The 26,982-nt window shown below is 72.2% G+C and carries 26 protein-coding genes; 14 read left to right on the plus strand and 12 right to left on the minus strand.

The features are described 5' to 3' along the window. Position 1: 1 nt before the first annotated feature. On the plus strand, positions 2 to 970 hold the full coding sequence (locus ACFWU3_RS01085) for an ABC transporter substrate-binding protein (protein WP_384429257.1): 969 nt from the start codon (positions 2 to 4) through the stop codon (positions 968 to 970). A gap of 128 nt (positions 971 to 1,098) precedes the next feature. Here the strand turns inward: ACFWU3_RS01085 and ACFWU3_RS01090 are convergent, their stop codons facing one another. Continuing rightward, on the minus strand, positions 1,099 to 1,818 hold the full coding sequence (locus ACFWU3_RS01090) for an isocitrate lyase/phosphoenolpyruvate mutase family protein (RefSeq protein WP_384429260.1): 720 nt from the start codon (positions 1,816 to 1,818) through the stop codon (positions 1,099 to 1,101). Positions 1,819 to 1,830: 12 nt separating this feature from the next. Beyond that, complete coding sequence (locus tag ACFWU3_RS01095) at positions 1,831 to 2,331, minus strand: carboxymuconolactone decarboxylase family protein (protein WP_384429263.1); 501 nt, start codon at positions 2,329 to 2,331, stop codon at positions 1,831 to 1,833. 47 nt (positions 2,332 to 2,378) lie between these two features. Between ACFWU3_RS01095 and ACFWU3_RS01100 the strand changes: the two genes are divergently transcribed. Next, on the plus strand, positions 2,379 to 3,776 hold the full coding sequence (locus ACFWU3_RS01100; protein WP_384429266.1) for a PLP-dependent aminotransferase family protein: 1,398 nt from the start codon (positions 2,379 to 2,381) through the stop codon (positions 3,774 to 3,776). 235 nt (positions 3,777 to 4,011) lie between these two features. Here the strand turns inward: ACFWU3_RS01100 and ACFWU3_RS01105 are convergent, their stop codons facing one another. Next, positions 4,012 to 4,881 carry a hypothetical protein gene (locus ACFWU3_RS01105; protein WP_384429570.1) on the minus strand — a complete coding sequence of 290 codons (870 nt, stop codon included), beginning with the start codon at positions 4,879 to 4,881 and terminating at the stop codon, positions 4,012 to 4,014. A gap of 153 nt (positions 4,882 to 5,034) precedes the next feature. Here ACFWU3_RS01105 and ACFWU3_RS01110 point away from each other — a divergent pair, with 153 nt between their 5' ends. Continuing rightward, positions 5,035 to 5,310, plus strand: a complete 276-nt coding sequence (locus ACFWU3_RS01110; RefSeq protein ID WP_384429269.1) for a hypothetical protein — start codon at positions 5,035 to 5,037, stop codon at positions 5,308 to 5,310. Positions 5,311 to 5,511: 201 nt separating this feature from the next. Beyond that, positions 5,512 to 6,693, plus strand: a complete 1,182-nt coding sequence (locus ACFWU3_RS01115; protein WP_384429272.1) for a glutathionylspermidine synthase family protein — start codon at positions 5,512 to 5,514, stop codon at positions 6,691 to 6,693. A 9-nt stretch (positions 6,694 to 6,702) separates the two neighbouring features. Here the strand turns inward: ACFWU3_RS01115 and rocD are convergent, their stop codons facing one another. Continuing rightward, the gene (rocD, locus tag ACFWU3_RS01120; protein ID WP_384429573.1) at positions 6,703 to 7,896 is read right to left on the minus strand and encodes an ornithine--oxo-acid transaminase; all 1,194 of its coding nucleotides are present in this window, start codon (positions 7,894 to 7,896) and stop codon (positions 6,703 to 6,705) included. A 394-nt stretch (positions 7,897 to 8,290) separates the two neighbouring features. On the opposite strand from rocD, the gene glyA reads away from it, so the two are divergent. Then, positions 8,291 to 9,553, plus strand: a complete 1,263-nt coding sequence (gene glyA, locus ACFWU3_RS01125; RefSeq protein ID WP_384429275.1) for a serine hydroxymethyltransferase — start codon at positions 8,291 to 8,293, stop codon at positions 9,551 to 9,553. A 39-nt stretch (positions 9,554 to 9,592) separates the two neighbouring features. On the opposite strand, the gene ACFWU3_RS01130 is transcribed toward glyA, so the two are convergent. From ACFWU3_RS01130 to ACFWU3_RS01140, 3 genes are all read right to left on the minus strand, one after another. Continuing rightward, entirely contained in the window at positions 9,593 to 10,321 is a 729-nt protein-coding gene (locus tag ACFWU3_RS01130) for a hypothetical protein (protein WP_384429278.1), read from the minus strand. 281 nt (positions 10,322 to 10,602) lie between these two features. Further along, on the minus strand, positions 10,603 to 11,463 hold the full coding sequence (locus tag ACFWU3_RS01135; RefSeq protein ID WP_384429281.1) for a hypothetical protein: 861 nt from the start codon (positions 11,461 to 11,463) through the stop codon (positions 10,603 to 10,605). Further along, positions 11,456 to 12,070, minus strand: a complete 615-nt coding sequence (locus ACFWU3_RS01140) for a sigma-70 family RNA polymerase sigma factor (protein WP_313944567.1) — start codon at positions 12,068 to 12,070, stop codon at positions 11,456 to 11,458. Before ACFWU3_RS01140 ends, ACFWU3_RS01135 begins: the two co-directional genes overlap by 8 nt. A gap of 46 nt (positions 12,071 to 12,116) precedes the next feature. Between ACFWU3_RS01140 and trpS the strand changes: the two genes are divergently transcribed. Both trpS and ACFWU3_RS01150 read left to right on the plus strand, forming a co-directional pair. Further along, entirely contained in the window at positions 12,117 to 13,130 is a 1,014-nt protein-coding gene (trpS, locus tag ACFWU3_RS01145) for a tryptophan--tRNA ligase (protein WP_384429284.1), read from the plus strand. Between the two features lie 149 nt (positions 13,131 to 13,279). Then, complete coding sequence (locus ACFWU3_RS01150) at positions 13,280 to 13,876, plus strand: 2'-5' RNA ligase family protein (RefSeq protein ID WP_384429287.1); 597 nt, start codon at positions 13,280 to 13,282, stop codon at positions 13,874 to 13,876. 43 nt (positions 13,877 to 13,919) lie between these two features. Here ACFWU3_RS01150 and ACFWU3_RS01155 read toward each other — a convergent pair whose 3' ends face one another. Beyond that, complete coding sequence (locus ACFWU3_RS01155) at positions 13,920 to 14,675, minus strand: decaprenylphospho-beta-D-erythro-pentofuranosid-2-ulose 2-reductase (RefSeq protein ID WP_384429290.1); 756 nt, start codon at positions 14,673 to 14,675, stop codon at positions 13,920 to 13,922. A 91-nt stretch (positions 14,676 to 14,766) separates the two neighbouring features. Next, a complete protein-coding gene (locus tag ACFWU3_RS01160; RefSeq protein ID WP_384429293.1) occupies positions 14,767 to 16,149 on the minus strand; it encodes an FAD-binding protein in 1,383 nt (460 codons plus the stop codon). Between the two features lie 150 nt (positions 16,150 to 16,299). On the opposite strand from ACFWU3_RS01160, the gene ACFWU3_RS01165 reads away from it, so the two are divergent. The 4 genes from ACFWU3_RS01165 to ACFWU3_RS01180 are packed head-to-tail and all read left to right on the plus strand — an operon-like array spanning position 16,300 to position 19,157. Next, a complete protein-coding gene (locus ACFWU3_RS01165; protein WP_384429296.1) occupies positions 16,300 to 16,881 on the plus strand; it encodes a phosphatase PAP2 family protein in 582 nt (193 codons plus the stop codon). Beyond that, a complete protein-coding gene (locus ACFWU3_RS01170) occupies positions 16,874 to 17,815 on the plus strand; it encodes a decaprenyl-phosphate phosphoribosyltransferase (protein ID WP_384429299.1) in 942 nt (313 codons plus the stop codon). Before ACFWU3_RS01165 ends, ACFWU3_RS01170 begins: the two co-directional genes overlap by 8 nt. Then, positions 17,812 to 18,237: a GtrA family protein gene (locus ACFWU3_RS01175; RefSeq protein ID WP_384429302.1), complete on the plus strand. Its 426-nt coding sequence runs from the start codon at positions 17,812 to 17,814 to the stop codon at positions 18,235 to 18,237. Before ACFWU3_RS01170 ends, ACFWU3_RS01175 begins: the two co-directional genes overlap by 4 nt. Then, positions 18,225 to 19,157, plus strand: a complete 933-nt coding sequence (locus tag ACFWU3_RS01180) for a YihY/virulence factor BrkB family protein (protein ID WP_384429304.1) — start codon at positions 18,225 to 18,227, stop codon at positions 19,155 to 19,157. The genes ACFWU3_RS01175 and ACFWU3_RS01180 overlap by 13 nt, the downstream gene beginning before the upstream one ends. Here the strand turns inward: ACFWU3_RS01180 and ACFWU3_RS01185 are convergent. Next, on the minus strand, positions 19,126 to 20,334 hold the full coding sequence (locus tag ACFWU3_RS01185) for a D-alanyl-D-alanine carboxypeptidase family protein (protein WP_384429307.1): 1,209 nt from the start codon (positions 20,332 to 20,334) through the stop codon (positions 19,126 to 19,128). The two genes, ACFWU3_RS01180 and ACFWU3_RS01185, sit on opposite strands and share 32 nt — an antisense overlap. 121 nt (positions 20,335 to 20,455) lie before the next feature. On the opposite strand from ACFWU3_RS01185, the gene ACFWU3_RS01190 reads away from it, so the two are divergent. Next, positions 20,456 to 20,707 (plus strand): SCO4848 family membrane protein, encoded by a 252-nt coding sequence (locus ACFWU3_RS01190; protein WP_340474902.1) that lies wholly within the window; start codon positions 20,456 to 20,458, stop codon positions 20,705 to 20,707. 11 nt (positions 20,708 to 20,718) lie between these two features. Continuing rightward, entirely contained in the window at positions 20,719 to 22,050 is a 1,332-nt protein-coding gene (locus ACFWU3_RS01195; protein ID WP_384429310.1) for a metallophosphoesterase, read from the plus strand. Positions 22,051 to 22,059: 9 nt separating this feature from the next. On the opposite strand, the gene ACFWU3_RS01200 is transcribed toward ACFWU3_RS01195, so the two are convergent. Both ACFWU3_RS01200 and ACFWU3_RS01205 read right to left on the minus strand, forming a co-directional pair. Then, complete coding sequence (locus ACFWU3_RS01200) at positions 22,060 to 23,649, minus strand: sensor histidine kinase (protein ID WP_384429313.1); 1,590 nt, start codon at positions 23,647 to 23,649, stop codon at positions 22,060 to 22,062. Next, positions 23,646 to 24,332, minus strand: a complete 687-nt coding sequence (locus tag ACFWU3_RS01205; RefSeq protein WP_313944554.1) for a response regulator transcription factor — start codon at positions 24,330 to 24,332, stop codon at positions 23,646 to 23,648. Before ACFWU3_RS01205 ends, ACFWU3_RS01200 begins: the two co-directional genes overlap by 4 nt. A gap of 159 nt (positions 24,333 to 24,491) precedes the next feature. On the opposite strand from ACFWU3_RS01205, the gene ACFWU3_RS01210 reads away from it, so the two are divergent. Further along, positions 24,492 to 26,978 (plus strand): MMPL family transporter, encoded by a 2,487-nt coding sequence (locus tag ACFWU3_RS01210; RefSeq protein WP_384429576.1) that lies wholly within the window; start codon positions 24,492 to 24,494, stop codon positions 26,976 to 26,978. Positions 26,979 to 26,982: the final 4 nt, after the last annotated feature.

Raw genomic sequence — 26,982 nt, forward strand, 5'->3', positions numbered from 1 at the left:
CATGGCCACTCGTCTACGCATCACCGCACTGGCCGCGGCGATCGGCCTGGTGGGCATCACCGGCTGCGGCGCGGCCGACATGACCAAGCAGGCATCGCCGTACGCCGCCGCCCAGGGCGCGAAGACCGTCACGCTCTCCGTCCAGTCGTGGGTGGGCGCCCAGGCCAATGTGGCCGTGGCGTCGTATCTGCTCGAACACGAGCTGGGCTACCGCGTGGACACCGTCCAGGTGGACGAGGTGCCGGCCTGGGACGCCCTCAGCCAGGGCCGGGTCGACGCCATCCTGGAGGACTGGGGCCACCCGGAGCAGGAGGACCGGTACGTCAAGGACAAGAAGACGATCGAGCCGGGCGGCGGTCTCGGCGTCACCGGCCACATCGGCTGGTTCGTCCCGACGTACTTCGCGAAGGCGCACCCCGATGTCACCGACTGGCGGAACCTCGACAAGTACGCCGACCAGCTCCGCACGCCGGAGAGCGGCGGCAAGGGCCAGCTGCTGGACGGTTCGCCGTCGTACGTCACCAACGACAAGGCCCTGGTGGAGAACCTGAAGCTGGACTACCAGGTCGTCTTCGCCGGGTCCGAGGCCGCGCAGATCACCCAGATCAAGCAGTTCGCGAAGCAGAAGAAGCCCTTCCTCAGCTACTGGTACAAGCCGCAGTGGCTGTTCGAGAAGGTGCCGATGACCGAGGTCAAGCTGCCCGCGTACAAGGAGGGGTGTGACGCCGACCCGGAGAAGGTGGCCTGCGCCTATCCGCACACGCCGTTGCAGAAGTTCCTCAACAGCACGTTCTCGAAGAAGGGCGGCGAGGCGGCGGACTTCCTGAAGAAGTTCAACTGGACCACCGATCAGCAGAACGATGTGGCGCTGATGATCGCGGAACAGAAGCTGTCGCCGGAGGAAGCCGCCAGGAAGTGGGTCGAGAAGAACGAGACGACCTGGCGGAAGTGGCTGCCGAAGAAGAAGTAGTGATGTGACGTCGATACGGCAGGACGGGCCCGCTTCGGCGGGCCCGTCCTGTTGTGTGTCGTGTCGCGGGGCCTGTCATGGTGCTGCCGCGACGACCGTGCCGCCCGCGTGCCGTCGTCGCGTCCGTGTCAGCCCAGGAGCCGGTCGGCGATCTCCCTCACCTTCCGCATCGCCTCCTGCTGAAGCTGCGGGCCGAAGGTGATCCGCGTCGCGCCCAGGCGGCCCAGTTCCGTGATCGCGGGCCCGCCGGGGGATGGCGACACATTGATCGGGAGCGCGGTCTCGGCCCGCAGCAGCGGCAGGTGCTCCGGCGGGACGCCCAGCGGATACACGCAGTCCGCGCCGGCCTCCTCGTAGAGCCGGATCCGGCCGATCGCCTCGTCCGGGTCGGCGACGCCCCGCAGGAACGTGTCCATCCGGGCGTTGATGAACAGCGCGTCGCCGGCTGCCGCGCGGACCTCGGCCAGCCAGTCGGCATGCGGCCGCGCGTCCTTCAGCGCCCCGGTGACCGGGTCGGAGTCCTCCAGGTTGCAGCCGACCGCGCCCGTGTCGAGCACCCGGGCGACGAGTTCCTTCGGCGGCAGGCCGTACCCGCCCTCGACGTCGGCGGAGACCGGAACGCTCACCGAACGGGCGATACGGGTGACGGCGGCGAACATCTCGTCGGCCGGCGTCCGGCCGTCCTCATAGCCGAGCGAGGCGGCGACGCCCGCGCTCGGAGTGGCGAGCGCGGGGAAGCCGGCGTCCGCGAAGACGCGGGCGGCGGCAGCGTCCCACGGACCGGGGAGGACGAGCGGGTCGTCCGCCGCCCGGCCGTGGTGGAGTGCGCGGAAGGCCTCGACGGTCATCTCCGCAGCTCCTCAGCGCTGGTACTGGCCGGGTGTGTAATGGCCCGGCACCAGTCGGCAGGTCACACCGAAGCGGTTCCAGGCGTTGATGACGGTGATCGCGGCGATCAGCTGGGCCAGTTCGGTCTCGTCGAACTCCTTCGCCGCCTTCGCGAACACCTCGTCCGGCACGAAACCGTCGGTGATGACCGTCACCGCCTCGGTGAGTTCGAGCGCCGCGATCTCCTTCGCCGTGTAGAAGTGCTGCGACTCCTCCCAGGCGCCGAGCTGGATGATCCGCTCCACCGACTCGCCCGCGGCGAGCGCGTCCTTGGAGTGCATGTCCAGGCAGAAGGCACAGTGGTTGAGCTGCGAGGCACGGATCTTGACGAGTTCCAGGATCACCGGGTCGACGCCCCGGCGGGCCGCCGCGTCCAGCGTGACCATCGCCTTGTAGACCTCGGGAGCGAGCTTCGCGAGATCGAGGCGGGGAGCGTGCTCGGGCAGGCGCGTGGTGGTCGTTTCCGTGTTCATGCTGTCGAATCTAGCCCTGCTGTGGCGCAGGAGTATGGTCCATTTCCATGACGGATTCCTGGTCCACTTTCGGCGCCGACCTGCATCTGGAGCTGCGCGGTACCGGCCTGCGCACGGGCCTGATGGACGCCCTGCGGGAGGCCGTCCGCAGCGGGCGGCTCACCCCCGGGACCCGGCTGCCGTCCTCGCGCTCGCTCGCCGCCGATCTGGGCATCGCCCGGAACACGGTCGCCGACGCCTACGCCGAACTGGTCGCCGAAGGCTGGCTCACCGCCCAGCAGGGTTCGGGGACGCGGGTCGCACGGCGGGCGGCGCCCCGGCGGCCCGCGGCCGTGGCGAGAGCGCGTCCGGCGCGGCCCACGGCCCGCTGGTCCTTGCGGGCCGGCAGCCCCGACCTCGCGTCGTTCCCACGAGCGGAGTGGCTCAAGGCGGCCCGCCGTGCGATCACGGCCGCGCCCCACGAGGCCTTCGGGTACGGCGATCCGCGAGGCCGCATCGAGCTGCGGACCGTGCTCGCCGACTATCTGGCCCGGGCGCGCGGAGTCCGCGCCGATCCCGAACGGATCGTCATCTGTTCCGGTTTCGTCCACGGCCTGATGCTGCTGGGGAAGGTGCTGCGCGCGCGGCGCGTACGCGAGGTCGCCGTCGAGTCCTACGGCCTCGACCTGCACTGGAACGTGCTGCGCGAGGCCGGGATGCGGACGCCTGCCCTGCCCTGCGACGAACTCGGGGCAGCCACCACGCAGTTGGGGCAGCTGAGGGGAGCGGGCGCGGTGCTGCTGACACCGGCACACCAGTTTCCGCTGGGAGTGCCGCTGCATCCCGACCGGCGCGCCGCCGTCATCGACTGGGCGCGTGCGTCCGGCGGCGTGGTCCTGGAGGACGACTACGACGGGGAGTTCCGCTACGACCGCCAGCCGGTGGGTGCGCTCCAGGGCCTGGACCCCGACCGGGTGGTCTACCTGGGCACGACGAGCAAGTCCCTGGTGCCGGGGCTGCGGCTGGGCTGGATGGTGCTGCCCGACGAACTGGTGGGGGAGGTGGCCGAGGGGAAGGGGACGTCCGACTGGATGTGCGGTGTGCTCGACCAGTTGACGCTCGCCGAGTTCATCGCCTCCGGCGCGTACGACCGGCATGTGCGCGGGATGCGGCTGCGCTACCGCAGACGGCGGGACCAGTTGGTGGCCGCGCTGGCCGAGCGTGCTCCGGACATCAGCGTCAGCGGGATCGCGGCGGGACTGCACGCGGTGCTCGAACTCCCGGACGGCACCGAGCCGTCGGTCGTCCAGGCGGCGGGCTGGCAGGGCCTCTCGGTCTCGGGGCTGTCCTCCTTCCGGCACGAGGACGTGACGTCGGGCAGGGACGCGCTGGTGGTGGGCTACGCCACGCCCCCGGACAGCGCCTGGACGAACTCGCTGGACGCGCTCTGCCGGGTGCTCCCGTAGGGCGGGGTCCCGGCCGGTGGAGGGGACAGATCCGCGCTAGGGAGGCGGGGCGCACGGTTGGTTCGGGTCCCGGGCCGGTGGAGGGGACAGATCCGCGCTAGGGAGGCGGGGCGCACGGTTGGTTCGGGTCCCGGGCCGGTGGACGGGACAGGACCGCCGCACGGTTGCAGGGCGCACGGTTGGTTCGGGTTCCCGGGCCGGGGTCGGCCGCGGGAGCCCGGGCACGCCCCCCCGGTCAGGCGCCGCGCCCGGGCGGTGACGCCGGCTGCTCCCCCTTCTCGTCGGTGTCCGCCGGGGGCTCGCCGAACCGCGCCAGGGCCAGCGCACCCGCCACCGCCACCGCGAAGCCCAGAATCGCCAGCCAGGCGAGCCCTTCACGCGTGCGGTCGCCCAGCCACACCACGCCCACCAGCGCCGGACCGATCGTCTCCCCGATCACCATGCCCGCGGTCGCCGTCGTCACCGAGCCGCGCTGAAGGGCCGAGGTCAGCAACAGGAACGCCGTGCCGCCGCCCACCAGCAGGGCGTAGAGCGCGGGGTTGGTCAGCACCTCGGGCAGGGCGACGGTGTCGATCAGCCGGACCGAGACCTCGACGACGCCGAAGCCCGACCCGGCGCCCAGTCCGAGCACCAGCGCGCGGGAGCGGTCCGGCAGCCGGCCGGCGAGCGCGCCGACGAGCAGGATGAGGACCGCGATGCCGAGCATCGCCCACTTCAGGGCGGTCGATCCGGTGCTCTCGCCCTCCGGGCCGGAGGAGAGTCCCAGCATGGCGAGGCCCGCGACCACCACGCCCACCGCGGCCCACTCGGTGCCGCTCAGCCGCACATGGAGCATCCGGGCCGCGACCACGGCGGTGACCGCGAGGCTGGCGGCGAGCGCCGCCCCGACCGCGTAGATGGGGATGGAGCGCAGGGCCAGGATCTGGAGGACGAAGCCGAGGCCGTCGAGCGCGAGACCGACGACGTACCGCCACTGCCGCAGGGCCCGCAGCAGCAGCGCCGGGTCGACACCGGAGCCGGTTCCCGGCTCCGCCGCGCGGGCGGCGACGGCCTGGAAGACGGAGGCCGTGCCGAAGCAGACCGCTGAGGCGAGAGCGCAGATCATCCCAAAGAGCACAAAGCGACTGTAGATGAGGAGGGTTGGTGGACCGCTCGTGGCGACCCGCGAGGCGGCCACTAGTCTGTCCGCGGCTCCATCCCTGGGGCCGGTGGTACGAGGGTGCTCAGTGGTACGAGGGTGAACGGGGGCGAGCGTTCGATGGCGCGACGCAGGCTGAGGTCGAGCACGGTGGTGCTCGGAGGCATGGGAGTGCTCGCGGCGACGATCACGTCCTGCGGCTCGGACCCGGACAAGCGGTGTGTCGACCCGGTGACCCAGGAGAAGCTCCCCAGTTACGAGTGCGACGACAGCAGCGGCAGCGGGCGCTACTACTACGGAGGCAGCTACTCGGCCGGCAAGGCCGAGGGCGGAAGCTTCGACAAGGCGGCGGTCGACCGCGGCGGATTCGGCTGCTCCGGCTCCGGCGGCGGCTGAGTTCCGCCACCCCCGGCCGAAGCTGCCCGGCGGGCGGTCAGGCCCGCACACAGCCGCCCGGCGGCGGTTCCCCCGTGCTCGGTGCCTCGGCTCCGGCGGCTGAACACCGCGCGGCGCTGCCCGACGGCGGCCGAGCCCCGTCCGCAGCCGCCCTGCACCGGCGGCGGCGAAGCCCCGCCCGTACTCCAGGAAGGCCGCGGAATGCAGCGCCACACGATCGATCCCCGGCCCGGCTGGCAGGAGATCGTCGAGGAACAGGGCCTCGTCTACCCCCTCACCCGCTACCCCGACGGTTCGCTGCGCCCGTACTGGGACGAGAGCGCCTACTACGCGTTCTCCCTCCCCGAGGTCGAAGCGCTGGAGGAGGTCGTCGAGGAACTCCACGCCATGTGTCTGGCGGCGGCCGCGCACATCGTCGAGCGCGACCGGTTCGCCGACCTCGGGATCACCGACGCCCGGCTCGCCTCCCTGATAGCCGAGTCCTGGCGCAGGCGGGGCGAACTCCCCTCCGTCTACGGCCGGTTCGATCTGCGCTACGACGGCACGGGCCCGGCCAAGATGCTGGAGTACAACGCCGACACGCCCACCTCACTGGTGGAGGCCGCGAGCCCGCAGTGGTTCTGGATGGAGGACCGCTTCCCCGGGGCCGACCAGTGGAACTCCCTCCACGAGCGCCTCGTCGACGCCTGGAAGCGTCAGGCCCCGCTTCTGCCGCCCGGCCCGCTGCACTTCGTCCACTCCGACGGGGACGAGCTCGGCGAGGACCTGATGACCGTGGCGTATCTGCGTGAAACGGCCGAGCAGGCGGGGCTCGCCACCGAGGCGCTGTCCGTCGAACAGATCGGCTGGGACCGGCTGTCCGGCCGGTTCGTGGACGACCGGCTGCGCTTCATCCGCTCCTGCTTCAAGCTCTACCCCTGGGAGTGGCTGACCACCGACCGCTTCGGGCCGCAGGTCCTCGCCACCCTCGACAACGGCGGCGGCACCGGTACCACCTGCTGGATAGAGCCCGCCTGGAAGATGCTCCTGTCGAACAAGGCACTGCTCGCGATCCTCTGGGAGCTGTACCCGGGCCACCCGAACCTGCTGGCCGCCCATCTCGACGGCCCGCGCGAACTCGCGGCCGACCGCGGCTATGTCGCCAAGCCGCTGCTCGGCCGCGAGGGCGCGGGCGTCACGATCCACGAACCCGGCCTGGCTCCCGTCGTGCGCGACGAGCCGTGCTGCTACCAGGAGTTGGCCCCGCTGCCCGCCTTCGACGGCAACCGTGTGGTGCTCGGTGCCTGGGTCGTCGAGGGCGAGGCGGCGGGGCTCGGGATCCGGGAGTCCGCGGGGCTGGTCACGGACGAGTACGCCCGCTTCCTGCCCCATGTGATCCTCTGACCCGCAGGGTCAGGAACTCAGCACGGCCCGCAGCTGGTCGAGGCCCCAGTCCAAGTCCTCCTTGCTGATGACCAACGGCGGGGCGATACGGATGGTGGAGCCGTGGGTGTCCTTGACCAGCACCCCGCGGTCCATCAGCTTCTCGGAGATCTCCCGGCCGGTGCCGTGGGCGGGGACGATGTCGACGCCCGCCCACAGGCCGCGTCCGCGGACGGCCTCCACCGCTCCGGTGCCCGTCAACAGACCCAGCTCGTGGTGGAGATGATCGCCCAGCTCGGTGGCGCGCTGCTGGTACTCGCCGGTGCGCAGCATCGCGATCACCTCCAGGGCCACCGCGCACGCCAGCGGGTTGCCGCCGAACGTGGAGCCGTGCTCCCCGGGGCGGTACACGCCGAGGACGTCACGGGACGAGACGACCGCGGACACCGGCACCACACCGCCGCCCAGCGCCTTGCCCAGGACGTACATGTCCGGCACGACGCCCTCGTGCTCACAGGCGAAGGTCTTGCCGGTGCGGCCCAGGCCGGACTGGATCTCGTCGGCGATGAACAGGACGTTCCGCTCGGTGGTGAGCCGGCGGACACCGGCGAGATAGCCGGGCGGCGGCACGAGCACGCCCGCCTCGCCCTGGATCGGCTCGATCAGCACGGCGACGGTGTTGTCGGTGAGCGCCGCTTCCATCGCGGCGAGGTCGCCGTAGGGGACGATCTCGAAGCCGGGGGTGTACGGGCCGAAGTCGGCCCGGGCCTCCGGGTCGGTCGAGAAGCTGATCACCGTGGTCGTACGGCCGTGGAAGTTGTCGGCCGCCACGACGATCTTCGCCGTGTTGTCCGGCACGCCCTTGACGCGGTAACCCCACTTCCGGGCGGTCTTCACGGCGGTCTCCACCGCCTCGGCCCCGGTGTTCATCGGCAGCACCATCTCCATGCCGCACAGCTCCGCGAGCTGCGTACAGAAGTCGGCGAACCGGTCGTGGTGGAACGCGCGCGAGGTGAGGGTGACCCTGTCCAGCTGCGCTTTGGCCGCGTCGATCAGACGTCGGTTTCCGTGGCCGAAATTGAGCGCCGAATACCCGGCGAGCATGTCGAGATAACGGCGTCCCTCGACATCGGTCATCCACGCGCCGTCCGCGGAGGCGACGACGATGGGGAGCGGGTGGTAGTTGTGCGCGCTGTGCGCCTCGGCGGAGGCAATGGCACTCATCGATACAGACACGGGATCTCCGTTCGGGTAGAGACAAGGCATCCGGCCGGCACGGGGTGCGGGCCTGGTGGCCGGAGGGGCCGGGGGATCGACAGCGGTTGTTCTCCGGTGGTTGTTTTTCCGTGGGCGTCCGCGTGATGCCCCTGTTTCTATCGTCGCTCGCATCATGGACGAAGAAACCTTGCTGTGGGGCGTGAGCATTAAGGTTGGTGGTACGCACGGCGACTGGCGAGCGGGGAACCGACCCCGAGGGAGTCGTGCGCGCAGGAGCAGACGAGGTGCCGCCCGCCTGGGTACCCCGGCGACCCATTCCCCAGTGGGTGCCGCCCGCCCCTGCCTCCGGTGGGGGAGCCCGAGTCGCACCCCGGGACACCCAGTGACCCCGGAGGAAACCATGACCCTGCCCCACCCCGCACTCTCCGCCGCCGACCCGGAACTCGCCGCGCTCGTCGGAGCGGAGGAGCGGCTCCAGGCCGAAACCCTGCGCCTCATCCCCAGCGAGAACTACGTCTCCGCCGCCGTGCTGGAGGCCTCGGGCACGGTGCTCCAGAACAAGTACAGCGAGGGATACGCGGGCCGCCGCTACTACGAGGGCCAGCAGGTCATCGACCAGGTCGAGCGCCTCGCCGTCTCCCGCGCCAAGGCCCTCTTCGGCGTCGAGCACGCCAATGTCCAGCCCTACTCCGGCTCCCCGGCCAACCTCGCGGTCTACCTCGCCTTCGCGGAGCCCGGGGACACCGTGATGGGCATGGCCCTGCCGATGGGCGGCCACCTCACCCACGGCTGGGGGGTCTCCGCCACCGGCAGGTGGTTCCGCGGTGTGCAGTACGGCGTACGCCACGACACCGGCCTCATCGACTTCGACGAGGTGCGCGAACTCGCCCTGAAGGAACGCCCGAAGATCATCTTCTGTGGCGGAACCGCCCTCCCCCGGACGATCGACTTCCCGGCCTTCGCGGAGATCGCCCGCGAGTGCGGCGCCGTCCTCGTCGCCGACGTCGCCCACATCGCCGGCCTCATCGCGGGCGGTGCGCACCCCTCACCCGTGCCGCACGCCGACGTCATCTCCACCACCACCCACAAGACCCTGCGCGGGCCCCGCGGCGCGATGCTGATGTCCCGCGAGGAGCACGCCAAGGCCCTCGACAAGGCGGTCTTCCCGGGCCTTCAGGGCGGCCCGCACAACCAGACCACCGCCGCCATCGCCGTCGCCCTCCACGAGGCGTCCCAGCCCTCCTTCCGCGCCTACGCGCAGTCCGTCGTCGCCAACGCCCGGGCACTCGCCGAAGCCCTCCTCGACCGCGGCTTCGACCTGGTGTCCGGCGGCACCGACAACCATCTGATCCTGATGGACCTCACGCCCAAGGAGGTGCCCGGCAAGGTGGCAGCCAAGGCCCTCGACCGGGCCGGGATCGTCGTCAACTACAACACCGTGCCGTACGACCCGAGGAAGCCGTTCGACCCCTCCGGCATCCGCATCGGCACCCCGTCCCTCACCTCGCGCGGTCTCGGCACCGAGCACATGGCGGCCGTCGCCGACTGGATCGACCGAGGCGTGACCGCGGCCGGCAAGGAGGACGAGGAAGCGCTGGCCACGATCCGCTCCGAGGTCGCCGAGCTGATGTCCGCCCACCCCGCACCCGGTCTGGCGGGCTGAGTCCGGCCCCGCGCCGGTCCCTTTGGCCCGTTGAACCCGTCAGCCGTCCAGTAGCTGCTGCCGCGGTCCGGTCTCCCGCGTCCCGTCGCCCCGCCCGAACGGCGGGCGCGGGAGGCGGGAGACCACCGGCCGCAGGACCAGCGCCAGCACCGCTCCGCCCACCAGCCCCGGTATCGCCCACCACCAGCCTTCGGCGCCGTCCGAGGTGCGTGCGGCCGCCGCCGCGGACCCGGCGCCCGCCGCTTCCTCCGGTGCGTCCGCGGGCTCCGGTGCCTGCTGCTGTTCCCCGTCCCAGGCCGGCGGGTACTGGGCCACTCCCGCCCCGCCGTTCTTCTCGCCCATCAGGCCGAGCTTCGTGAACAGGGCGGTCAGCGCGGCCGGTTGCCGCGCCTGGTGCCAGTACCCCTGGTGCGTCTCCAGGTTCGTCGCCGTATGGATCCAGACGAGGCCCGCCCGGTCGCCCGGATAGACCTGGTCCACCCGCCACGGCTGCACGTCGTGGATCATCCAGGTCACATTGATCTGCCGGGTCCCGAGCGCCATGTCCAGCGACGGCGGCCGGTCCGTCTGCCCCTTGGTCGGCCCCTCGCCCAGCAGCTTCAGCAGGCTGCCGTACTCCGCGTCGCTGTAGTAGAGCGAGGCGGTCTCAGCGCTCTCCGGCGAGGTGACCAGCACGCTCGTCGGGCCGCCGGCCACCGCGCTCGGAGCGAAGACCCAGCTCAGCGCCAGCACCGTCGCCAGGGCGGCAAGTCGTCGTAGCAGTCGCATACTTCCCCCAGCCGACACCGGATACGGCCCCTCCGCACCGTGTCACCTCTGGTACACCGCCCGACGCCGCGAGGTTCCCGTTCGCACCCGATGACTTTCGCGCGCCCCAGCGCCCCGTGAACCGCCGCCACCCCGATGACTTTCGGGCACCGCCGCCGCCCCGCGAACCCGCACTCTCCGTCGGCCGCCCCACACGCGCCCGCCCGGCCCGCCTTGCCCGGCACAACCGGCCGGCCCTCGACCGCCGCCCCGACCCGGACGGCCCCGCGCGGACCCGACCACTAACCCGACCCGGAAGGCTCCCGCGGCTCCGCCGACTCCCACGCCCCGGCCGCCGACTCCGCGATCTCCTTCGCCCGTGCCAGTGCCGCCACGCCCTCCAGCCGCAGCGTCGTCCGTCCGCCCGCCGTCGTCCACAACAGCGTCGGCCCCGCCGTCCGCTCGGCCTGCGTCCACTGCTCGCCGCGGGCGTCGGTCATCCCGAACCGCAGCAGATGGGGCTCCTCGAACCACAGCCCTGTGCCGTCGGCCAGCGTCACCCACTGGGGCATCAGCCGCGCCTGCTTGGCATAGCCGAGGTCGAGCGCCGCCGGGAACTGGTCCAGCCGGACCGTCCGCCCCCGCTCCCTCCAGCACATCGAGATCACCGAGCGGCCCGCCGGCCCCGCGACGACCGAGACGGCGTCCGGTGTGCCCAGCGCCGGCGGCACCACTGCCCGGAACCCCGCCCGCCGCTCGGCCTCGGCCTGCGGAACGGCTTCGGCGCACCACGGCGGCCGCACGTCCCCCAGCGGCGGCGCCGACGGGTCGTACCGCACGTCCACCCCGCCGAAACCGAACCAGTCCACGACCGCGGCCCGCACCGGGGGCGTGAGCACCAGGACCACCAGCACCCCGGACAGCACCACGGTCAGCGCGCGCCACCGGCGGTGCGTCCAGCCGCGCAGTCGCGTCCCGAGGCCGGCGGGGGCGGGCGTCGGCACCGCCTCGGCGAGGAGCTGCGCCAGCACCCGCTCGGCCATCGTCTCGCCGGACACGTCCGGGACCCGGATTCCGCGACCTGCCTCGCGCAGCTCCTCCGCCAGGGCCTCCCGCTCCGCCTCACGGCCGCCGCCCGCTCTCCCGCGCCCGTCCTCACTCATGCTCCTCACCTCCCTTACCGCCGATGAGCTTCCCGAGCCTGGCCAGCGCCCGGTTCAGCCGGGACTTCACCGTCCCGCGCGGCCAGCCCAGTGCCTGCGCCGTCTCCGCCTCGTCCATCTCCAGCAGATAGCGGCAGACCACGACCTGGCGCTGCTGTTCGCCCAGCTCGTCCAGCGCCGCCAGCAGCAGCGAGCGCCGCTCGTCCGCCACGGCCGCCAGCGCCGGATCGGCCGACTCCGGTATCAGCGGCTCGGAACCCAGCAGCAGCGCCTCGCGCCCGGCCAGCGCCCGCAGCCGGACCGCGGTGCGCACTGTGTTCCTGGTCTCATTGACCACGATCCGCAGCAGCCACGGCCGGAAGGCGGCGCCGTCCCGGAACCGCCCCAGCGCCTGGTACGCCTTGAGGAAGGCGCTCTGCACCACGTCCTCGGCGTCCGCGCCCGCGCCGAAGGCCACGGCGGCCCGGAGCGCGACCGCCGTGTGGGCGCGCACCAGCTCCGCGTACGCCTCCGGCTCTCCGGCGCGCACCCGCGCGATCACGGCCCCCTCGTCAACGACGATGCGGCCCCCCTCCAGGGTCCCCTCCCGCGTCCTCACACCTTTCATACACCGGCGGCCGGAGTTCGGTTCCGCACCTGAGAGAATGATGAACATGGCCTCATCCCGACCTCGCGCTCTCTCCGGCATTCAGCCGACCGCCGGTTCGTTCCACCTCGGGAACTACCTGGGAGCGATCCGTCAGTACGTGGCGCTGCAAGAGACCCACGACGCGTTCTACATGGTCGTCGACCTGCACGCGATCACCGTGCCGCAGGACCCGGCCGAGCTGCGGGCGAACACCCGCCTCGCCGCGGCCCAGCTGCTCGCCGCCGGTCTCGACCCCGAGCGCTGCACCCTGTTCATCCAGAGCCACGTGCCCGAGCACGCCCAGCTCGGCTGGATCATGAACTGCCTGACCGGCTTCGGTGAGGCCTCCCGGATGACGCAGTTCAAGGACAAGTCGGCCAAGCAGGGCGCCGACCGCGCCACCGTCGGCCTGTTCACCTACCCGATCCTCCAGGTCGCGGACATCCTGCTGTACCAGGCGGACGCCGTCCCGGTCGGCGAGGACCAGCGCCAGCACATCGAGCTCACCCGTGACCTGGCCGAGCGCTTCAACGGCCGCTTCGGCCAGACCTTCACGGTCCCGGCGCCGCACATCGTCAAGGAGGTCGCGAAGATCTACGACCTCCAGGACCCGACGATCAAGATGAGCAAGTCGGCGTCCACGCCCAAGGGCCTGATCAACCTGCTCGACGAGCCGAAGGCGACCGCCAAGAAGGTCCGGAGCGCGGTCACGGACACCGACACGGTGGTCCGCTTCGACAGCGTGGAGAAGCCCGGCGTCAGCAATCTCCTCACGATCTACTCCACGCTCACCGGCACGACGGTGACCGAGCTGGAGCAGAAGTACGAGGGCAAGGGGTACGGAGCGCTCAAGACCGACCTCGCCGACGTGATGGTGGAGTTCGTCACTCCGTTCCGCACCCGGACCCAGGAATATCTGGACGACCCCGAGACGCTGGACTCGATCCTGGCCAAGGGTGCGGAGAAGGCCCGGGCCGTGGCGGCGGAGACGCTGGCCGCGGCATTCGACCGGGTGGGCTTCCTGCCCGCGAAGCACTGAGACCCTCTCCCGCCACCGGCCGGCCGGTGGCGGGACCTCGTGCCCGTGGCCGAGTGTGTCCAAGGCCTCTGGCCACACATGCGGTGGAGCCGCCACACTGGCGAGTGCGGACACAAACGACAACTGAGACGACATGTGAGGAGAACGACGTGGGGACCGTAACGCTCGGCGTTTCGATCGCGGTCCCGGAGCCTTACGGCAGCCTGCTCCAGGAGCTGCGCGCGGGCTTCGGGGATCCCGCCGCGCACGGCATTCCCACGCACGTCACCCTGCTGCCGCCCACCGAGGCCGACCCGGCGGCCCTGCCGGCGATCGAGGCGCACCTCACCGAGGTCGCGACGGCGAGCAGGCCGTTCCCGATGCGGCTCTCCGGCACGGGCACGTTCCGTCCGCTCTCGCCCGTCGTCTTCGTCCAGATCGCCGAAGGCGCCGCGGCCTGCTCCTGGCTCCAGAAGCGCGTGCGGGCCGCCTCCGGTCCGCTGGTGCGCGAGCTCCAGTTCCCGTACCACCCGCACGTCACCGTCGCGCACGGCATCGCGGAAGAGGCGATGGACCGTGCGTACGCGGAGCTGGCCGACTTCGAGGCCGCCTGGACCTGTGCTTCGTTCGCGCTCTACGAGCAGGGCGCGGACGGCGTGTGGCGCAAGCTCCACGAGTACGCCTTCGGGGGCGGCATCTCCTCCGTGCCCGCACAGGGCACTCCGGTCGACGAGCCGGCGACGGCTCCCTCGGCCGCCACGTCCTGACCCTGGCGCGCCGCCGCCCCACCCGGACGAACCGCCGCACCGCTCACAGCGGCAGCCGGCGGAAGAGCGGGCGCGGCACATGCCGCAGCGCCGACATCACCAGCCGCAGCGCCCCGGGCACCCACACCGCCTCCGCCCTGCGCCGCAGCCCCTGCTCGACGGCCAGCGCGACGGCCTCCGGTGTCGTCGCGAGCGGCGCCTCGGGCAGCCCGGCCGTCATCCTCGTCCTGACGAAGCCCGGGCGGACGACCATCACATGGACCCCCGTCCCGTACATCGCGTCGCCCAGTCCCTGGGTGAAGACGTCCAGGCCGGCCTTGCTGGAGCCGTAGATGAAGTTGGCGCGGCGGGCGCGCTCGCCGGCCACCGAGGAGAGGACCACCAGGGAGCCGTGCCCCTGGTTCTGCAGGGCGGCCGCGCACACGAGTCCGGCCGAGACGGCGCCCGTGTAGTTGGTCTGCGCGACCCGGACCGCCGCCGGCGGGTCGGCCTCGTCGTTCGCCTGGTCGCCGAGGACGCCGAAGGCGAGCAGCACCATGTCGATGTCGCCCTCGGCGAAGACCTTGCCCAGCACCTGTTCGTGCAGGGCCGGGTCGAGGGCGTCGAAGGCGACGGTACGGACGTCGGCGCCGAGCCGGCGCAGTCCGTCCGCGGCGGCTTCGAGGTCGGGAGAGGGGCGGCCCGCCAGCCAGACCGTACGGGTGCGCCGGGCGATCAGCCGGCGGGCCACGGCCTGGCCGATCTCCGAGGTGCCGCCGAGGACGAGCAGGGACTGCGGTGCGCCGAAGGCGTCCTTCATGAGCAGTGCTCCTTACGAGCGGTGGAGAGCCCCGGCGGGTGGGCCGGGGCGGGAGTCGGGGCGAGCGGCGAAGCCGGACTGGAGGGCGGGGTCAGAGCGTGAGGCGGCGCGAGAGGTCGGAGGCGAACACACCGTGGGGGTCCAGCCGGGCGCGCAGCGCGCGGAAGTCGGCCAGCCGCGGATACATGCCGGCCAGCAGCTCCGGCCGCAGCCGGGAGTCCTTCGCGAGATAGACCCGGCCACCGGCCCCGGCGACCTCGTCGTCGAGTTCGTCCAGGAAGGCGCCGAGGCCGGGCAGATCCGCGGGGATGTCGAGCGCCAGCGTCCAGCCGGGCATCGGGAAGGACAGCCACCCGGCGTCCCCCTCGCCGAACCGTTTGAGCACCGCGAGGAACGAGGGGCAGCCGCGCCCGGCGATCCGCCGCACGATCCGGCGCAGCGTCTCCTCCTGCCCGTGCCCGACCGCGAACTGGTACTGCACGAATCCGCCCCGGCCGTAGATCCGGTTCCAGTGCGGTACGCCGTCCAGCGGGTGGAAGAAGGAGGAGAGCCTCTGCAGCTCACCGAGGCGGAGCCGGGGCGCCCTGCGGTACCAGAGCTCGTTGAAGAGGCCGACCGTCGCGCGGGTGAGCAGGCCGGGCGGTACGAAGCGGGGCGGGCCGGGCAGCCGGCCGGGGCGGAACGCGAGCGGTGCGCGGCGGGCGCGCGCGGGCAGCGCGGTCAGCGGGGCGTGCTCGCCGCGGGTGAGCACGGAGCGTCCCAGCGCCCGGCCGCGGGCGAGCAGGTCGATCCAGGCGACCGAGTAGCGGTAGCGGTGGTCGGTGGCGGTGAGCCGGGCCATCAAGTCGTCCAGATCGGCGGTCCGTTCGGTGTCGACGGACATCAGCGACGTCTCGACGCGGTGCAGCCGGAGGGTCGCCGAGAGAATCACTCCCGTGAGGCCCATACCGCCCGCGGTCGCGTCGAAGAGTTCGGTGCCGGGCCGCACCGTGTGGACCGCGCCGTCCGCGGTGAGCAGGTCCAGGGCGTCGACATGCCGGGCGAAGGAGCCGCTGACGTGGTGGTTCTTGCCGTGGATGTCGGCGCCGATCGCTCCGCCGACGGTGACCTGCCGGGTCCCCGGCGTCACCGGTACGAACCAGCCGAGCGGCAGCAGCGCCTCCATCAGCCGGTGCAGGCTCACCCCCGCGTCGCACACCACGACGCCCGCCTCGGCGTCGACGGAGCGGATGCGGTCCAGGGCGGTCATGTCGAGGACGGATCCGCCCGCGTTCTGCGCCGCGTCGCCGTACGCCCTGCCGAGCCCGCGGGCGATGCCGCCGCGGGTGCCCCAGTCCCGTACGGCCGCGGCGGCCTCGTCGGCGGTGCGTGGCCGCAGCACGAACGCGGTCGTCGGGGCCGTACGCCCCCAGCCGGTGACGGACACGAAGGTGCCACCGGGACCGGCGGCGGAAGGACGGGTGTCGGCAGCCATACCCGGACCGTATCGCCGCAAATGCCCTGTTTTCCGCAGACCTAACGGACGCGCCGAAATGGGTGATTAAACGAGTGTCATCAAAGATGAGCGTGAAACTCGGCCGGTCGCCGAGAAGAGTCCCCCCTGGCTCAGGAGAAGGGGTGGCGAATGAGATACGTCGACTGCGCGGCCGCCGACCGAAGGCTGTTGGCAGCGATGCGCGCGTACGGGGGACGACCGGGCGTCGCCGTCGCCGCACGCGCGCTCTCCCTCGCCGGGGAGCACGCCGCGCTCTGGATCGCCGCCGGTCTCACCGGCGCGGCGGCCGACCCGGAACGGCGCGGGCACTGGCTGCGCGCCACCGCCGTGGTCGGCGGCGCCCACCTGGCGAGCATGGGCGTCAAACACGTCGTCCGCCGGCCCCGCCCCGAACTCCCCTCGCACCGGCCCCTCGTCAGCACCCTGGGCCGCCACTCCTTCCCCAGCTCGCACGCCGCGTCGGCCGCGGCCGCCGCCGTGGCCTTCGGCGCACTGCTCCCCGCGGCCCGCCGGCTGGCGCCGCCGCTGGCCGCCGCCATGTGCCTCTCGCGACTGGTCGCCGGGGTGCACTACCCGACCGACATCGCGGCCGGTGCGGTACTCGGCGGGCTGGCCGCACGCGCCGGAGCCCGGTGGACGGGCGGCAGGGTGTCGCCCGGCCTCACGGGGGCCCGCGCCGCCGGACGTCCGAAGGGCCGGCGCCATGCCTGAGCCCGGTACCGCGCTGCTGGAACGGCCCCGGAAACCGTCGGCGCTGCGGGCCGTGAGCCTGCCGGTCGGCCTGCTCAGAACCGCCCGGCCCCGGCAGTGGATCAAAAACGTCCTCGTGGTGGCCGCGCCCGCCGCCGCCGGTGAACTGGACTCCCCGCACGCCGCCGGACAACTGGGCGTCGTCTTCGCCCTGTTCACCGCCGCCGCGGCCGCGATCTATCTGATCAACGACGCCCGGGACGCGGACGCCGACCGGGCCCATCCGGTGAAGTGCCGCCGCCCGGTCGCCGCGGGCGAGGTCCCGGTGCCCGTCGCCTACACCACGGGCGCCGTGCTCGCCGGCATCGCCGTCGGCGGAGCCGCCGCCCTGTGCACCCCCATGACCGGCGCCCTGCTCACCGCGTATCTGTCGATGCAACTCGCCTACTGCATCTGGCTCAAGCACGTGCTGGTCGTCGACCTGGCCGTCGTCACCACCGGGTTCCTGATGCGCGCGATGATCGGCGGGGTCGCGCTCGGCATCCCGCTCTCGCGCTGGTTCCTGATCACCACCGGCTTCGGCGCCCTGTTCATGGTCGCGGCGAAGCGTTACTCCGAAGCCGTGCAGCTGGCCGACAGCAGGGGCGCGACCCGGGCGCTGCTCACCGAGTACACGACCGGCTATCTGCGCTTCGTCTGGCAGCTCGCCGCCGGTGTCGCCGTCCTCGCCTACTGCCTGTGGGCCCTGGAGAGCGGCGGGGTGGCCGCGTCGGCGCTGCTGCCCTGGCGGCAGCTCTCGATGATCGCCTTCATCCTGGCGGTGCTGCGGTACGCGGTCTTCGCCGACCGCGGCACGGCCGGCGCACCCGAGGACGTGGTGCTGCGGGACCGGCCGCTGGCCGTCATCGGCCTGGTGTGGGCCGCGATGTACGGACTGGCGGTCGCCGACCTGTGAAACGCGTCCCCTGGCTGGAGGCGGCCTCGTTCATCCTCGTCGGAGGGGGTGCGTACGCGGCCGACGTGGCGATCTTCACCCTGCTGCGCGGCCCCGGCGACTGGGGACCCCTGACCGCGAAGTCGGTCTCGTTCCTCGCCGGCTGCACGGTCGCCTACCTCGGCAACGCCCTCGGGACCTACCGGCGCCGGAGCCTGCGTCTGCGGGAGTACGCCGCCTTCTTCGGCGTCAATGTCGCCGGCGCGATCGTCCAACTGCTGTGCCTCGCGGTATCGCACCACGGCCTCGGGCTGACCTCGGCGCGCGCGGACCTCGTCTCCGGGCTCGGCGTCGGCATGGTCCTGGCCACCTGCCTGCGATTCTGGGGGACCCGAACGCTGGTGTTCCGCGTGGAGGGTAGGCGTACGCCATGGACTGGCTGACCAAGCTCCCCGTCGTCGGGCCCCTGATGGCCCGGCTGATGCAGACCCACGCCTGGCGCTCGTACGAGACGCTCGACCGGGTGCACTGGGCCCGGCTGGCCGCCGCGATCACCTTCATCAGCTTTCTGGCCCTCTTCCCGCTGATCACCGTGGCCGCGGCGATCGGTGCCGCCCTGCTCAGCAAGGAGCAGCTGGGCAAGCTGGAGGACAAGATCGGTGACCAGGTCCCCGGCATCTCCGACCAGCTCGACATCAACTCACTGGTCGACAACGCGGGCACGGTCGGACTGGTCGCGGGCGCGCTGCTGCTGCTCACCGGTATCGGGTGGGTCGGCTCGCTGCGGGACTGTCTGCGGGCCGTGTGGGAGGTGGACGACGAGGACGACGACAACCCCGTCGTCCGCAAGGTCAAGGACGGCGTCGTGCTCCTCGGCCTCGGCGCGACCGCCCTCGCCTCCTTCGCCGCGTCCGCGCTCGGCTCCACGACCGTCGGCTGGACGGCGAAGCGGATCGGCATCGATGACGGCGGCGCCGAGGGTCTCCTGCTTCAGGTCGCCGCCATCGGCATCGCCGGCGTCGCCAACTTCCTGCTGCTGCTCTACCTGCTGACGCTGCTTCCGGGGGTGCATCCGCCGCGCCGTCGCCTGGTGGTCGCCGGGCTCATCGGCGCGATCGGTTTCGAACTGCTGAAGCTGCTGCTCAGCGGCTACATCCAGGGTGTCGCGTCGAGGAGCATGTACGGCGCCTTCGGCGTCCCCATCGCCCTGCTGCTGTGGATCAACTTCTCGGCGAAGCTGCTCCTGTTCTGCGCCGCGTGGACCGCGACGCCGAGCAAGGAGCAGTCACCTGCCGCCGAGTCGTCATCCTCAGAGGGTCCCGGCGGCGCCGCTACCGACGGCGCAGCGGCCACTGGCGGTTGACCAGGAAGACTCCCGCCGCCAGCACCACGAGCAGACCGCCGACCACGGCGAGGGCCGTGCCGACGCCGCCGGAGCCCTCGTCCGCAGCGGCGGACGCCTTCGCGGGTGCGCCGTTGCTCGCGGGTTCGACCTGGGGGGAGTCCTCGGGGGCGGCGGACCTCGGCGGGACGAGTTCACCGACGGGCCGGACCTTCCCGGCCGCCGCGAAGCCCCAGTCGAGCAGCCGTCCGGCCTCCTTGTAGACGGCCTGGCTCTCCTCGGAGTCCGGGTTCATGACGGTGACGAGCAGCACCTTGCCGTTGCGCTCGGCGACACCGGTGAACGTGGCGCCGGCGTGCGTGGTGTTGCCGTTCTTGACCCCCGCCATGCCCTGGTACGGGGAGACCCCGGACTCGCCGGTGAGCAGCCGGTTGGTGTTCTGGATCTCGAAGTAGTCGCGCTTGCCCGCCGTGACCCCGCCGGGGAACTTGGCGCGTGCCGTGGAGCAGTACTCGCGGAAGTCCTTCTTCTGCATCCCGCTGCGGGCGATGAGCGTGAGGTCGTACGCGGACGAGACCTGGCCCTCGGCGTCATAGCCGTCGGGCGAGACGACGTGGGTGTCGAGCGCCTGGAGCTCGTCGGCGTGCGCCTGCATGTCCTCGACGGTCTTGGGGACACCGCCGTTCATCGCGGACAGGACGTGGACCGCGTCGTTGCCGGAGCGCAGGAAGACGCCGAGCCACAGGTCGTGCACCGTGTAGGCGTGCTCCTCCTTGACCCCGACGAGGCTGCTGCCCTCGCCGACGTCCGCGAGTTCGGCCTGGGTGACCTTGTGCGCCTCGGTCTTGGGGAGCTTCGGCAGAACGGTGTCGGCGAAGAGCATCTTGAGCGTGGACGCCGGAGGCAGCCGCCAGTGCGCGTTGTGCGAGGCGAGGACGTCGCCGCTCTCCGCGTCCGCGACGATCCAGGACCGGCCGGTGACCTCGTTCGGCAGCACGGGTGCGCCCGGTCCGAGGCTGACCTGGGTGCCCGCCCTGCCGAGCTGCGGGCCGCCGACGGTCGACATGGAGGCCGGCGGATTCGGCTGCTTCCTGGTGGCCTTGCCGTCCAGGGTGCCGGCCGAGGCGGGCACGGCGAGGAGCACGGGCAGCAACGAGGCGGCGGTGACCGTCAGCGCGGTCTTCTTCAGAGCGGACACAGACGAGAACGTACAGGGAGCTACAGAAAATATGCTTATCGTCCCGGAGGCGCGCCGGGAAGACCGCCGGGACAGCCCACCCCGGAGAACCCGGCCGGACCACGCCCGCGATACTGGGTGCATGAAGCTCAGCCGCCCCGTCTCCTGGTTCCTGCTCGCCTTCGGGGTGTGGAGCTGGTTCATCTGGGTCACCTTCGTCAAAAACCTGTGGGCGGACGGCAGCGGTCTGGCCTTCGACGACGCGGGTGACCCGACGGGTTACTTCTGGGTGCATCTGCTGCTCGCCTTGACGTCCTTGCTTCTGGGGACGGTCGTCGGAGTGATCGGGTTGCGTGGCGTCCGCGCTTTGCGGCGTGAGGCACACAAGGGATAGAGGAGCAGTCCGTGGTCGTGGTCTTCGTGCTGGTGGCGATCGCGGTGATCGCCCTGCTCGCAGGCGTGCACCGCTATGTGTGGAGCAGGCTCGTGCGCGACACGACCGCGGGCCGGGGCCGTGCACGCCGCATCGGCACCGTCGTGATGTGGGTGCTCCCGCTGCTGTCCCTGGGCGCGCTGATGTCGGGGCGCGCCGGCGCGCCGCTGTGGCTGGAGAGCGTCCTGGCGTGGCCGGGCTACCTGTGGCTGGCGGTGCTGCTGTACCTGGTGCTGGCGCTGCTGGTGGGCGAGGTCGTACGGGCCGTGTGGCTGCGGCGGGGCACGTCGTCGCCGGCGGAGCCGGCCGTGGCCGCCCCCGAGCCGTCACTGCACACCGTCCCCGCGGGACCTGCCGAGACACCGGCACCGGAGTCCGGTGCCGGTGCGTCGAACGGCCCCGTGGTCGAGACGCCCGCACCGCCGTCCGGGGCCTCCGCCGATGAGCCCGGTGAACCCGACGCGCCCGCGCAACGACAGGTGTCACGGCGCCTGTTCGTCTCGCGTGTCGTCGGCGGTGGAGCCGCCGCGGCCGCTCTCGCCACCGTCGGCCACGGGACCTACGGAGTACTGCGCGGCCCCCGGGTCACCCGGGTGACCGTGCCGCTGGCCAAGCTGCCCCGCAGCGCCCACGGCTTCCGGATCGCCGTCGTCAGCGACATCCACCTCGGGCCCATCCTCGGACGGGCCCACACACAGCGCATCGTCGACACCATCAACCGCACCTCTCCCGATCTGGTCGCCGTCGTCGGCGACCTGGTCGACGGCAGCGTGGCCGACCTCGGCCCCGCCGCCGAACCTCTCGCGCAGCTGAAGGCACGGCACGGCTCCTTCTTCGTGACGGGCAACCACGAGTACTTCTCCGGCGCCGGCGAGTGGGTCGACCACGTCCGCGAACTGGGACTGCGGCCCCTGGAGAACCAGCGGGTCGAGATCGCGGGCTTCGACCTCGCCGGGGTCAACGACGTCGCGGGCGAGAGCGAGGGCGACGGCCCGGACTTCGCGAAGGCGCTCGGCGACCGGGACCGCACCCGCGCCTCCGTCCTCCTCGCGCACCAGCCGGTGGTCATCCACGACGCCGTCGAGCACGGCGTCGACCTCCAGCTCTCCGGCCACACCCACGGCGGTCAGCTGTGGCCCGGCAACTACCTGGCCGAGCTCGCCAATCCGACCGTCGCCGGGCTGGAGCGCTACGGCGACACGCAGCTGTACGTGACCCGGGGCGCGGGTGCCTGGGGCCCGCCGGTGCGGGTCGGGGCGCCCTCCGACATCACGGTCGTCCAGCTCGCGTCCCGGCAGGCGTAGCCTCCGGGCTCAGCCGGCCCCGGTGCCGTGTTCCTTGGTCTCCGTGCTCGTGCTCGTCGGCTCCACCGACGAGCGGGGCGGGGGCATGGCCGCCCGTGCCGCCGCCGGGAGTCCGACGCTCACCGTCAGTCCCTCGCCCGGCGCGGTCCGCACCGTCACCGCGCCGCCGTGCGCGGTGACCACCGCCTGCACGATCGCCATGCCGAGACCGCTTCCGGGCGGCCGTCCCGACGGCGAGTCGGCCTCGCCCGCGGCCCGGAAGAAGCGGTCGAAGACACGCTCGGCGTCCTCGGCCGCCATGCCCGGTCCCTGGTCCGTGACCCGCAGTCGTACGGCGCCCGGTCCGTGTCCGTCGCCCTCCCCGCGTGTCAGCTCCACGGTGACGGGCGCCTCGGCCGGCGTGTGGGCGCGCACATTGGCCAGCAGATTGCCGACGACCTGACGCAGCCCCGCCTCGTCGCCCCGCACGGTCACCGACCCCGCGGCCCGCACGGTGAGCGGACGCTGCGGCTGCTGGGCCCGCAGGTCGTCCGCCGCGTCGCGCACCAGCCGGCTCATGTCGACCGTGCACATCCGCGGCCGCGGCTGCTGATCCAGCCGGGCCAGGGTGAGCAGTTCCTCGACGAGCCGGCCCATCCGGTCCGCCTCGGCCGTCATCCGGGCGAGCGCCCGGGTCCGGTCGGCGGGCTCGCGCAGCATCCCCTTGTCGTAGAGCTGGAGATAGCCGCGGATCGCGGCGAGCGGAGTCCGCAGCTCGTGCGAGGCGTCGGCGACGAACCGGCGCAGCTGGGCGGCGCTGTGCTCGCGGGTCTCGAAGGCCGATTCCACCTGGTGGAGCATGGAGTTGAGGGCGACCCGCAGCTGTTCCGTCTCGGTGACGGGATCGCGCCCCGCGGGCACCCGCCGGGTCAGATCGCCCTCCGCGATCGCCGAGGCCGTCTCCACCATGTCCTCCAGCGGCCGCAGCCGGTGCTGCGCGCCGAGCATGGTCAGCAGCGCGAGCAGCACCAACAGGAAGGTGCCGAAGGCGAGATCGAGTTTCAGCGCCTTCCTGACGCCGGAGTGCACGGCTCCCGTGTCGGTGGCCATCAGGACGATCGTGCCGTCGGCGAGCCGGGACCCGACCGCGCGGTGCGGATCGCCGCCCACCCGTACGTCGTGCACCTGGGCGGAGTCAGCGTAGGCGACCGGATCGCGGACGGCATCGGCGAGTTCGATCTGCCGGCGGGTGGGCGGGATCTTCGCCAGGGCGATGGGCCGGTGCTGTGCGTCGAGGGCGACGAAGACCGTCTCCGAGCCCGGCAGCGGGCTCCGCTCCCCGTTCCCGGGGGCGAACTCCTCCATGAGGGCGCTGATCGCGCTGAGCGAGTCGACCTCCTTCTGGGTGAATCCGGTGCGCTGGATGGCATTGCGGCTGCCGAGCAGTTCGTTGTCCACCCGGTCGAGCAGATAGTGCCGCATGCCCATGAGGCTGACGGCGGTGGCGGCCGCTATGCCGAGGGCGAGCAGGGCGACGTTGACGATCGTGAGCTTGGCGCGCAGCGAGTGGATTCCGTGGCGCCGTCGGTGCCGGGTCCCCGCCCGCAGCAGACGCCTCATGCGAGTCCGTACCCGATGCCCCGGCGGGTGGTGATCAGCGGCGGACCGAGCGGGTCGAGCTTGCGGCGCAGATAGCTGATGTACGTCTCCACCACCGTCGACTCCGCCTGGTGCTCGTACTGCCAGACGTGGCGCAGCAGTTGGTCCTTGGGGACGATGCGGCCGCCGTTGCGGACGAGGAAGCGCAGCAGCGCGTACTCGGTGGGGGTGAGCTGCACCGAGCGGCCCGCCCGGCGTACGGCGCAGGTCGCGTCGTCCAGTTCCAGGTCCCCGTAGCGCAGCGGTGGCCGTACCGGCAGCACGTCGGCGGGCCGGGTGCGGCGCAGGACGGCGCTGATCCGGGCCACCACCTCGTCGACGTTGAAGGGCTTGGTGATGTAGTCGTCGCCGTAGCCGAGGGCGCCCACGATCTCCGCCGGGGCGTCCCGCGCGGTGACGAAGACGACGGCCGTCTCCGGGTACCGCTCGCGCAACTCGCGTGCCAGCACCCGGCCGTCGCCGTCCGGAAGCATCACATCGAGCAGCGCCACATCGGGGCGCGTCTGCCCGGCCGACTGCCGCGCCTGCCGTACGCTTCCCGCCGTAATCACCTCAAAACGGTGGTAACGCAGGGCGATGGCGAGGACGTCGGCGATGCTCGGCTCGTCCTCGACGACCAGCACGGTCGCTCCCTCGTGGTCCATGACCTCAGTATCGGCGCGAACCCCGTGCGGGGGGCGGGCCGCTGTCTTGGAGTTCCTTGAGAGTCATGGCCGCGCCGCACCACGGACCGGGTCCGCGGTCGATTCTGAAGTCCGGCCCGGGGGAGACGGATCGACGAAGGGGCAGAGATCGTGGCGGCATTGGCGCGGTGGTGCTACCGGCACCGGCTGGTGGTCGTGGTGCTGTGGGTGGGGTTGCTGTTCGGCCTGGGGGCGGCCGGCAGCACGGCGGGCACCGACTACTCGGACAACTTCAGCCTCCCGGACACCGATTCCAAGCAGGCACTCGACCTGATGGTCGAGGCCTTCCCGCAGCGCTCCGGCGACCCCAACACCGTGGTGTGGCGGGTCTCCGAGGGTTCGGTGCGCGACGCGGCGGTACGGGAGCGGCTCGACCCCGCACTCAGGGAGATCGCGGGCATGAAGGGGGTCGGCGAGGTCGCAAGCCCCTACACCGAGGCGGGCGCGGCCCAGATCAGCGAGGACGGGCGCACGGCCTACGCGCAGGTCACCTTCGCCGAACAGGCCAACGCCGTACCGAAGGAGCTGGTCCAGGACGTCGTCGACACCGCGGGCGAGGCCCGGCGGGACGGCCTTCAGGTCGAACTCGGCGGGCAGGCGATCACCCGGATCCAGGAACCGCCGACCGGCACGGCCGAACTCGTCGGCCTCGGCGCCGCGGCGATCGTCCTGTTCCTCGCATTCGGCTCCCTGTTCGCGATGTCGCTCCCGCTGGTCGTGGCCGTGTTCGGCGTCGGCACCGGAATGCTGTCGACGACGCTGCTCAGCCATGTCACGGACGTACCCGAAGTGGCGCCGCTGCTCGGCTCGTTGATCGGCCTCGGGGTCGGCATCGACTACGCCCTGTTCATCGTCACGCGCCACCGCAAGGGTGTGCTGCGGGGTATGGACCCCGAGAAAGCGGCGGTCACCGCGCTCAACACCTCCGGCCGCGCGGTGCTGTTCGCGGGCGGCACGGTCTGCATCGCGCTCGCCGGCATGCTCGTGATGAACATGCGCTTTCTCGACGGTGTCGTGATCGCCACCTCACTCACGGTCGTCCTCAGCGTGCTGGCGGCCGTGACGCTGCTGCCGGCCCTTCTCGGCGTGCTGGGCGAGCGGGTGCTGAGCCGGCGGCAGCGCCGGCGGCTCGCGGCCGAGGGACCCGAGCCGGTCGAGGCGCGCGGAGCGGCCGCCCGCTGGTCCATGACGGTGCAGAAGCGGCCGAAGTCCATCGCGCTGGTCGCGGTCGTCGTGATGGCAGCGCTCGCCGTCCCGGTGCTGTCGCTGCGCCTCGGTGCGACCGACCAGGGCAACCACCAGGAGGACACCACCACACGGCAGGCGTACGACCTGCTCGCCGAGGGCTTCGGCCCCGGCTTCAACGGGCCGCTCCAACTGGTGGCCGAGGACGCCGGACCGGCCGCGGTCCAGGCGCTCGTGGAGCGGGTGCGCGCCACGGAGGGGGTCGCCCAGGTGGCCGCGATGCCCGCGCCGCCCGGCTCCGACGTGACGGTGATCAACGTCGTACCGACGGCCTCACCGCAGTCCGAGGCGACGGACCGGCTGATCGACACCCTGCGCGACGAGGTCGTCCCGCAGTCCGGCGAGACGGTCCATGTCGGCGGAGTCACCGCGGTCTTCAAGGACTTCGCCGCCGTGACCGGCGACCGGCTGCCCTACTTCATCGGGGCGATCATCGCCCTGGGCTTCCTGCTGCTGCTCATCGCCTTCCGCTCGCTGGTCGTCCCGCTCACCGCTGCCGTGATGAACCTGATCGCGGCCGCCGCGTCCTTCGGCGTCCTGGTCGCCGTCTTCCAGTGGGGCTGGGGAGCGGAGGCACTCGGCGTCGGCAAGGAGGGCCCGATCACCGCGTTCCTGCCGGTGATCATGCTGTCGCTGCTCTTCGGCCTCTCGATGGACTACCAGGTGTTCCTGGTGAGCCGGATGCACGAGGAATGGGTGCACACGAAGGACAACGCACGGGCCGTACGGGTGGGTCTCGCCGAGACCAGCCGGGTCATCAACTGCGCCGCCCTGATCATGATCTGCGTCTTCAGCGCCTTCGTCCTCAGCGGCGACATGGAGGGCGCCATGGCCGGCATCGGGCTGGCCGCGGCCGTGGCGCTGGACGCGTTCATCCTGCGCACCGCACTGGTACCGGCCGCGATGCATCTGCTCGGACACTCCAACTGGTGGCTGCCCGCGGGCCTGGAGAAGCGGCTGCCCCATCTGGCGGTGGAACCGAAGGAGCAGGCGGAGGAACCCGGCCCGGTCCATGCGGACGGCCGTGAGCCGGAATCCGCCGTGCCGGGCCCGCGGGCCGGGGCTCCGGCCGGGGAGGCCGGGTCGGTCGAGGCCGGGTCGGTCGTGTACGGATTCGTCCGCGCGCCGGACGGCGAGCCCCTCGCGGACGTGGTGCTCACCCTCGTCTCGACGCGGGGACGCCAGGTCGACCGGGTCACGTCCCTGGCCGACGGCTCGTACATCCTGTCCGCGCCGTCGGGCGGCGCCTATCTGCTGGCCGTGACGGCGGGTGCGCACGAACCCTGGGCGCGCCACATCATGATCGGCGGCGATGCGCTGGTCCACGACGTGCTGCTGACGGAGGTGGGAGCGAGCCGCTGAGGCG

Origin of the sequence: Streptomyces sp. NPDC058685, from assembly GCF_042714725.1 — a bacterium.
GTDB lineage: Bacteria > Actinomycetota > Actinomycetes > Streptomycetales > Streptomycetaceae > Streptomyces.

Coding starts and splice junctions, on each gene's coding strand:
- ACFWU3_RS01130 (WP_384429278.1), bottom strand. CDS start 10,321: ATGCGACTGCTACGACGACTTGCCGCCCTGGCGACGGTGCTGGCGCTG.
- ACFWU3_RS01155 (WP_384429290.1), bottom strand. CDS start 14,675: ATGAAGGACGCCTTCGGCGCACCGCAGTCCCTGCTCGTCCTCGGCGGC.
- glyA (WP_384429275.1), top strand. CDS start 8,291: ATGACCCTGCCCCACCCCGCACTCTCCGCCGCCGACCCGGAACTCGCC.
- ACFWU3_RS01165 (WP_384429296.1), top strand. CDS start 16,300: ATGAGATACGTCGACTGCGCGGCCGCCGACCGAAGGCTGTTGGCAGCG.
- ACFWU3_RS01090 (WP_384429260.1), bottom strand. CDS start 1,818: ATGACCGTCGAGGCCTTCCGCGCACTCCACCACGGCCGGGCGGCGGAC.
- ACFWU3_RS01135 (WP_384429281.1), bottom strand. CDS start 11,463: ATGAGTGAGGACGGGCGCGGGAGAGCGGGCGGCGGCCGTGAGGCGGAG.
- rocD (WP_384429573.1), bottom strand. CDS start 7,896: ATGAGTGCCATTGCCTCCGCCGAGGCGCACAGCGCGCACAACTACCAC.
- ACFWU3_RS01100 (WP_384429266.1), top strand. CDS start 2,379: ATGACGGATTCCTGGTCCACTTTCGGCGCCGACCTGCATCTGGAGCTG.
- ACFWU3_RS01205 (WP_313944554.1), bottom strand. CDS start 24,332: ATGGACCACGAGGGAGCGACCGTGCTGGTCGTCGAGGACGAGCCGAGC.
- ACFWU3_RS01200 (WP_384429313.1), bottom strand. CDS start 23,649: ATGAGGCGTCTGCTGCGGGCGGGGACCCGGCACCGACGGCGCCACGGA.
- ACFWU3_RS01170 (WP_384429299.1), top strand. CDS start 16,874: ATGCCTGAGCCCGGTACCGCGCTGCTGGAACGGCCCCGGAAACCGTCG.
- ACFWU3_RS01190 (WP_340474902.1), top strand. CDS start 20,456: ATGAAGCTCAGCCGCCCCGTCTCCTGGTTCCTGCTCGCCTTCGGGGTG.
- ACFWU3_RS01140 (WP_313944567.1), bottom strand. CDS start 12,070: ATGAAAGGTGTGAGGACGCGGGAGGGGACCCTGGAGGGGGGCCGCATC.
- ACFWU3_RS01085 (WP_384429257.1), top strand. CDS start 2: ATGGCCACTCGTCTACGCATCACCGCACTGGCCGCGGCGATCGGCCTG.
- trpS (WP_384429284.1), top strand. CDS start 12,117: ATGGCCTCATCCCGACCTCGCGCTCTCTCCGGCATTCAGCCGACCGCC.
- ACFWU3_RS01180 (WP_384429304.1), top strand. CDS start 18,225: ATGGACTGGCTGACCAAGCTCCCCGTCGTCGGGCCCCTGATGGCCCGG.
- ACFWU3_RS01115 (WP_384429272.1), top strand. CDS start 5,512: ATGCAGCGCCACACGATCGATCCCCGGCCCGGCTGGCAGGAGATCGTC.
- ACFWU3_RS01095 (WP_384429263.1), bottom strand. CDS start 2,331: ATGAACACGGAAACGACCACCACGCGCCTGCCCGAGCACGCTCCCCGC.
- ACFWU3_RS01160 (WP_384429293.1), bottom strand. CDS start 16,149: ATGGCTGCCGACACCCGTCCTTCCGCCGCCGGTCCCGGTGGCACCTTC.
- ACFWU3_RS01105 (WP_384429570.1), bottom strand. CDS start 4,881: ATGATCTGCGCTCTCGCCTCAGCGGTCTGCTTCGGCACGGCCTCCGTC.
- ACFWU3_RS01110 (WP_384429269.1), top strand. CDS start 5,035: ATGGCGCGACGCAGGCTGAGGTCGAGCACGGTGGTGCTCGGAGGCATG.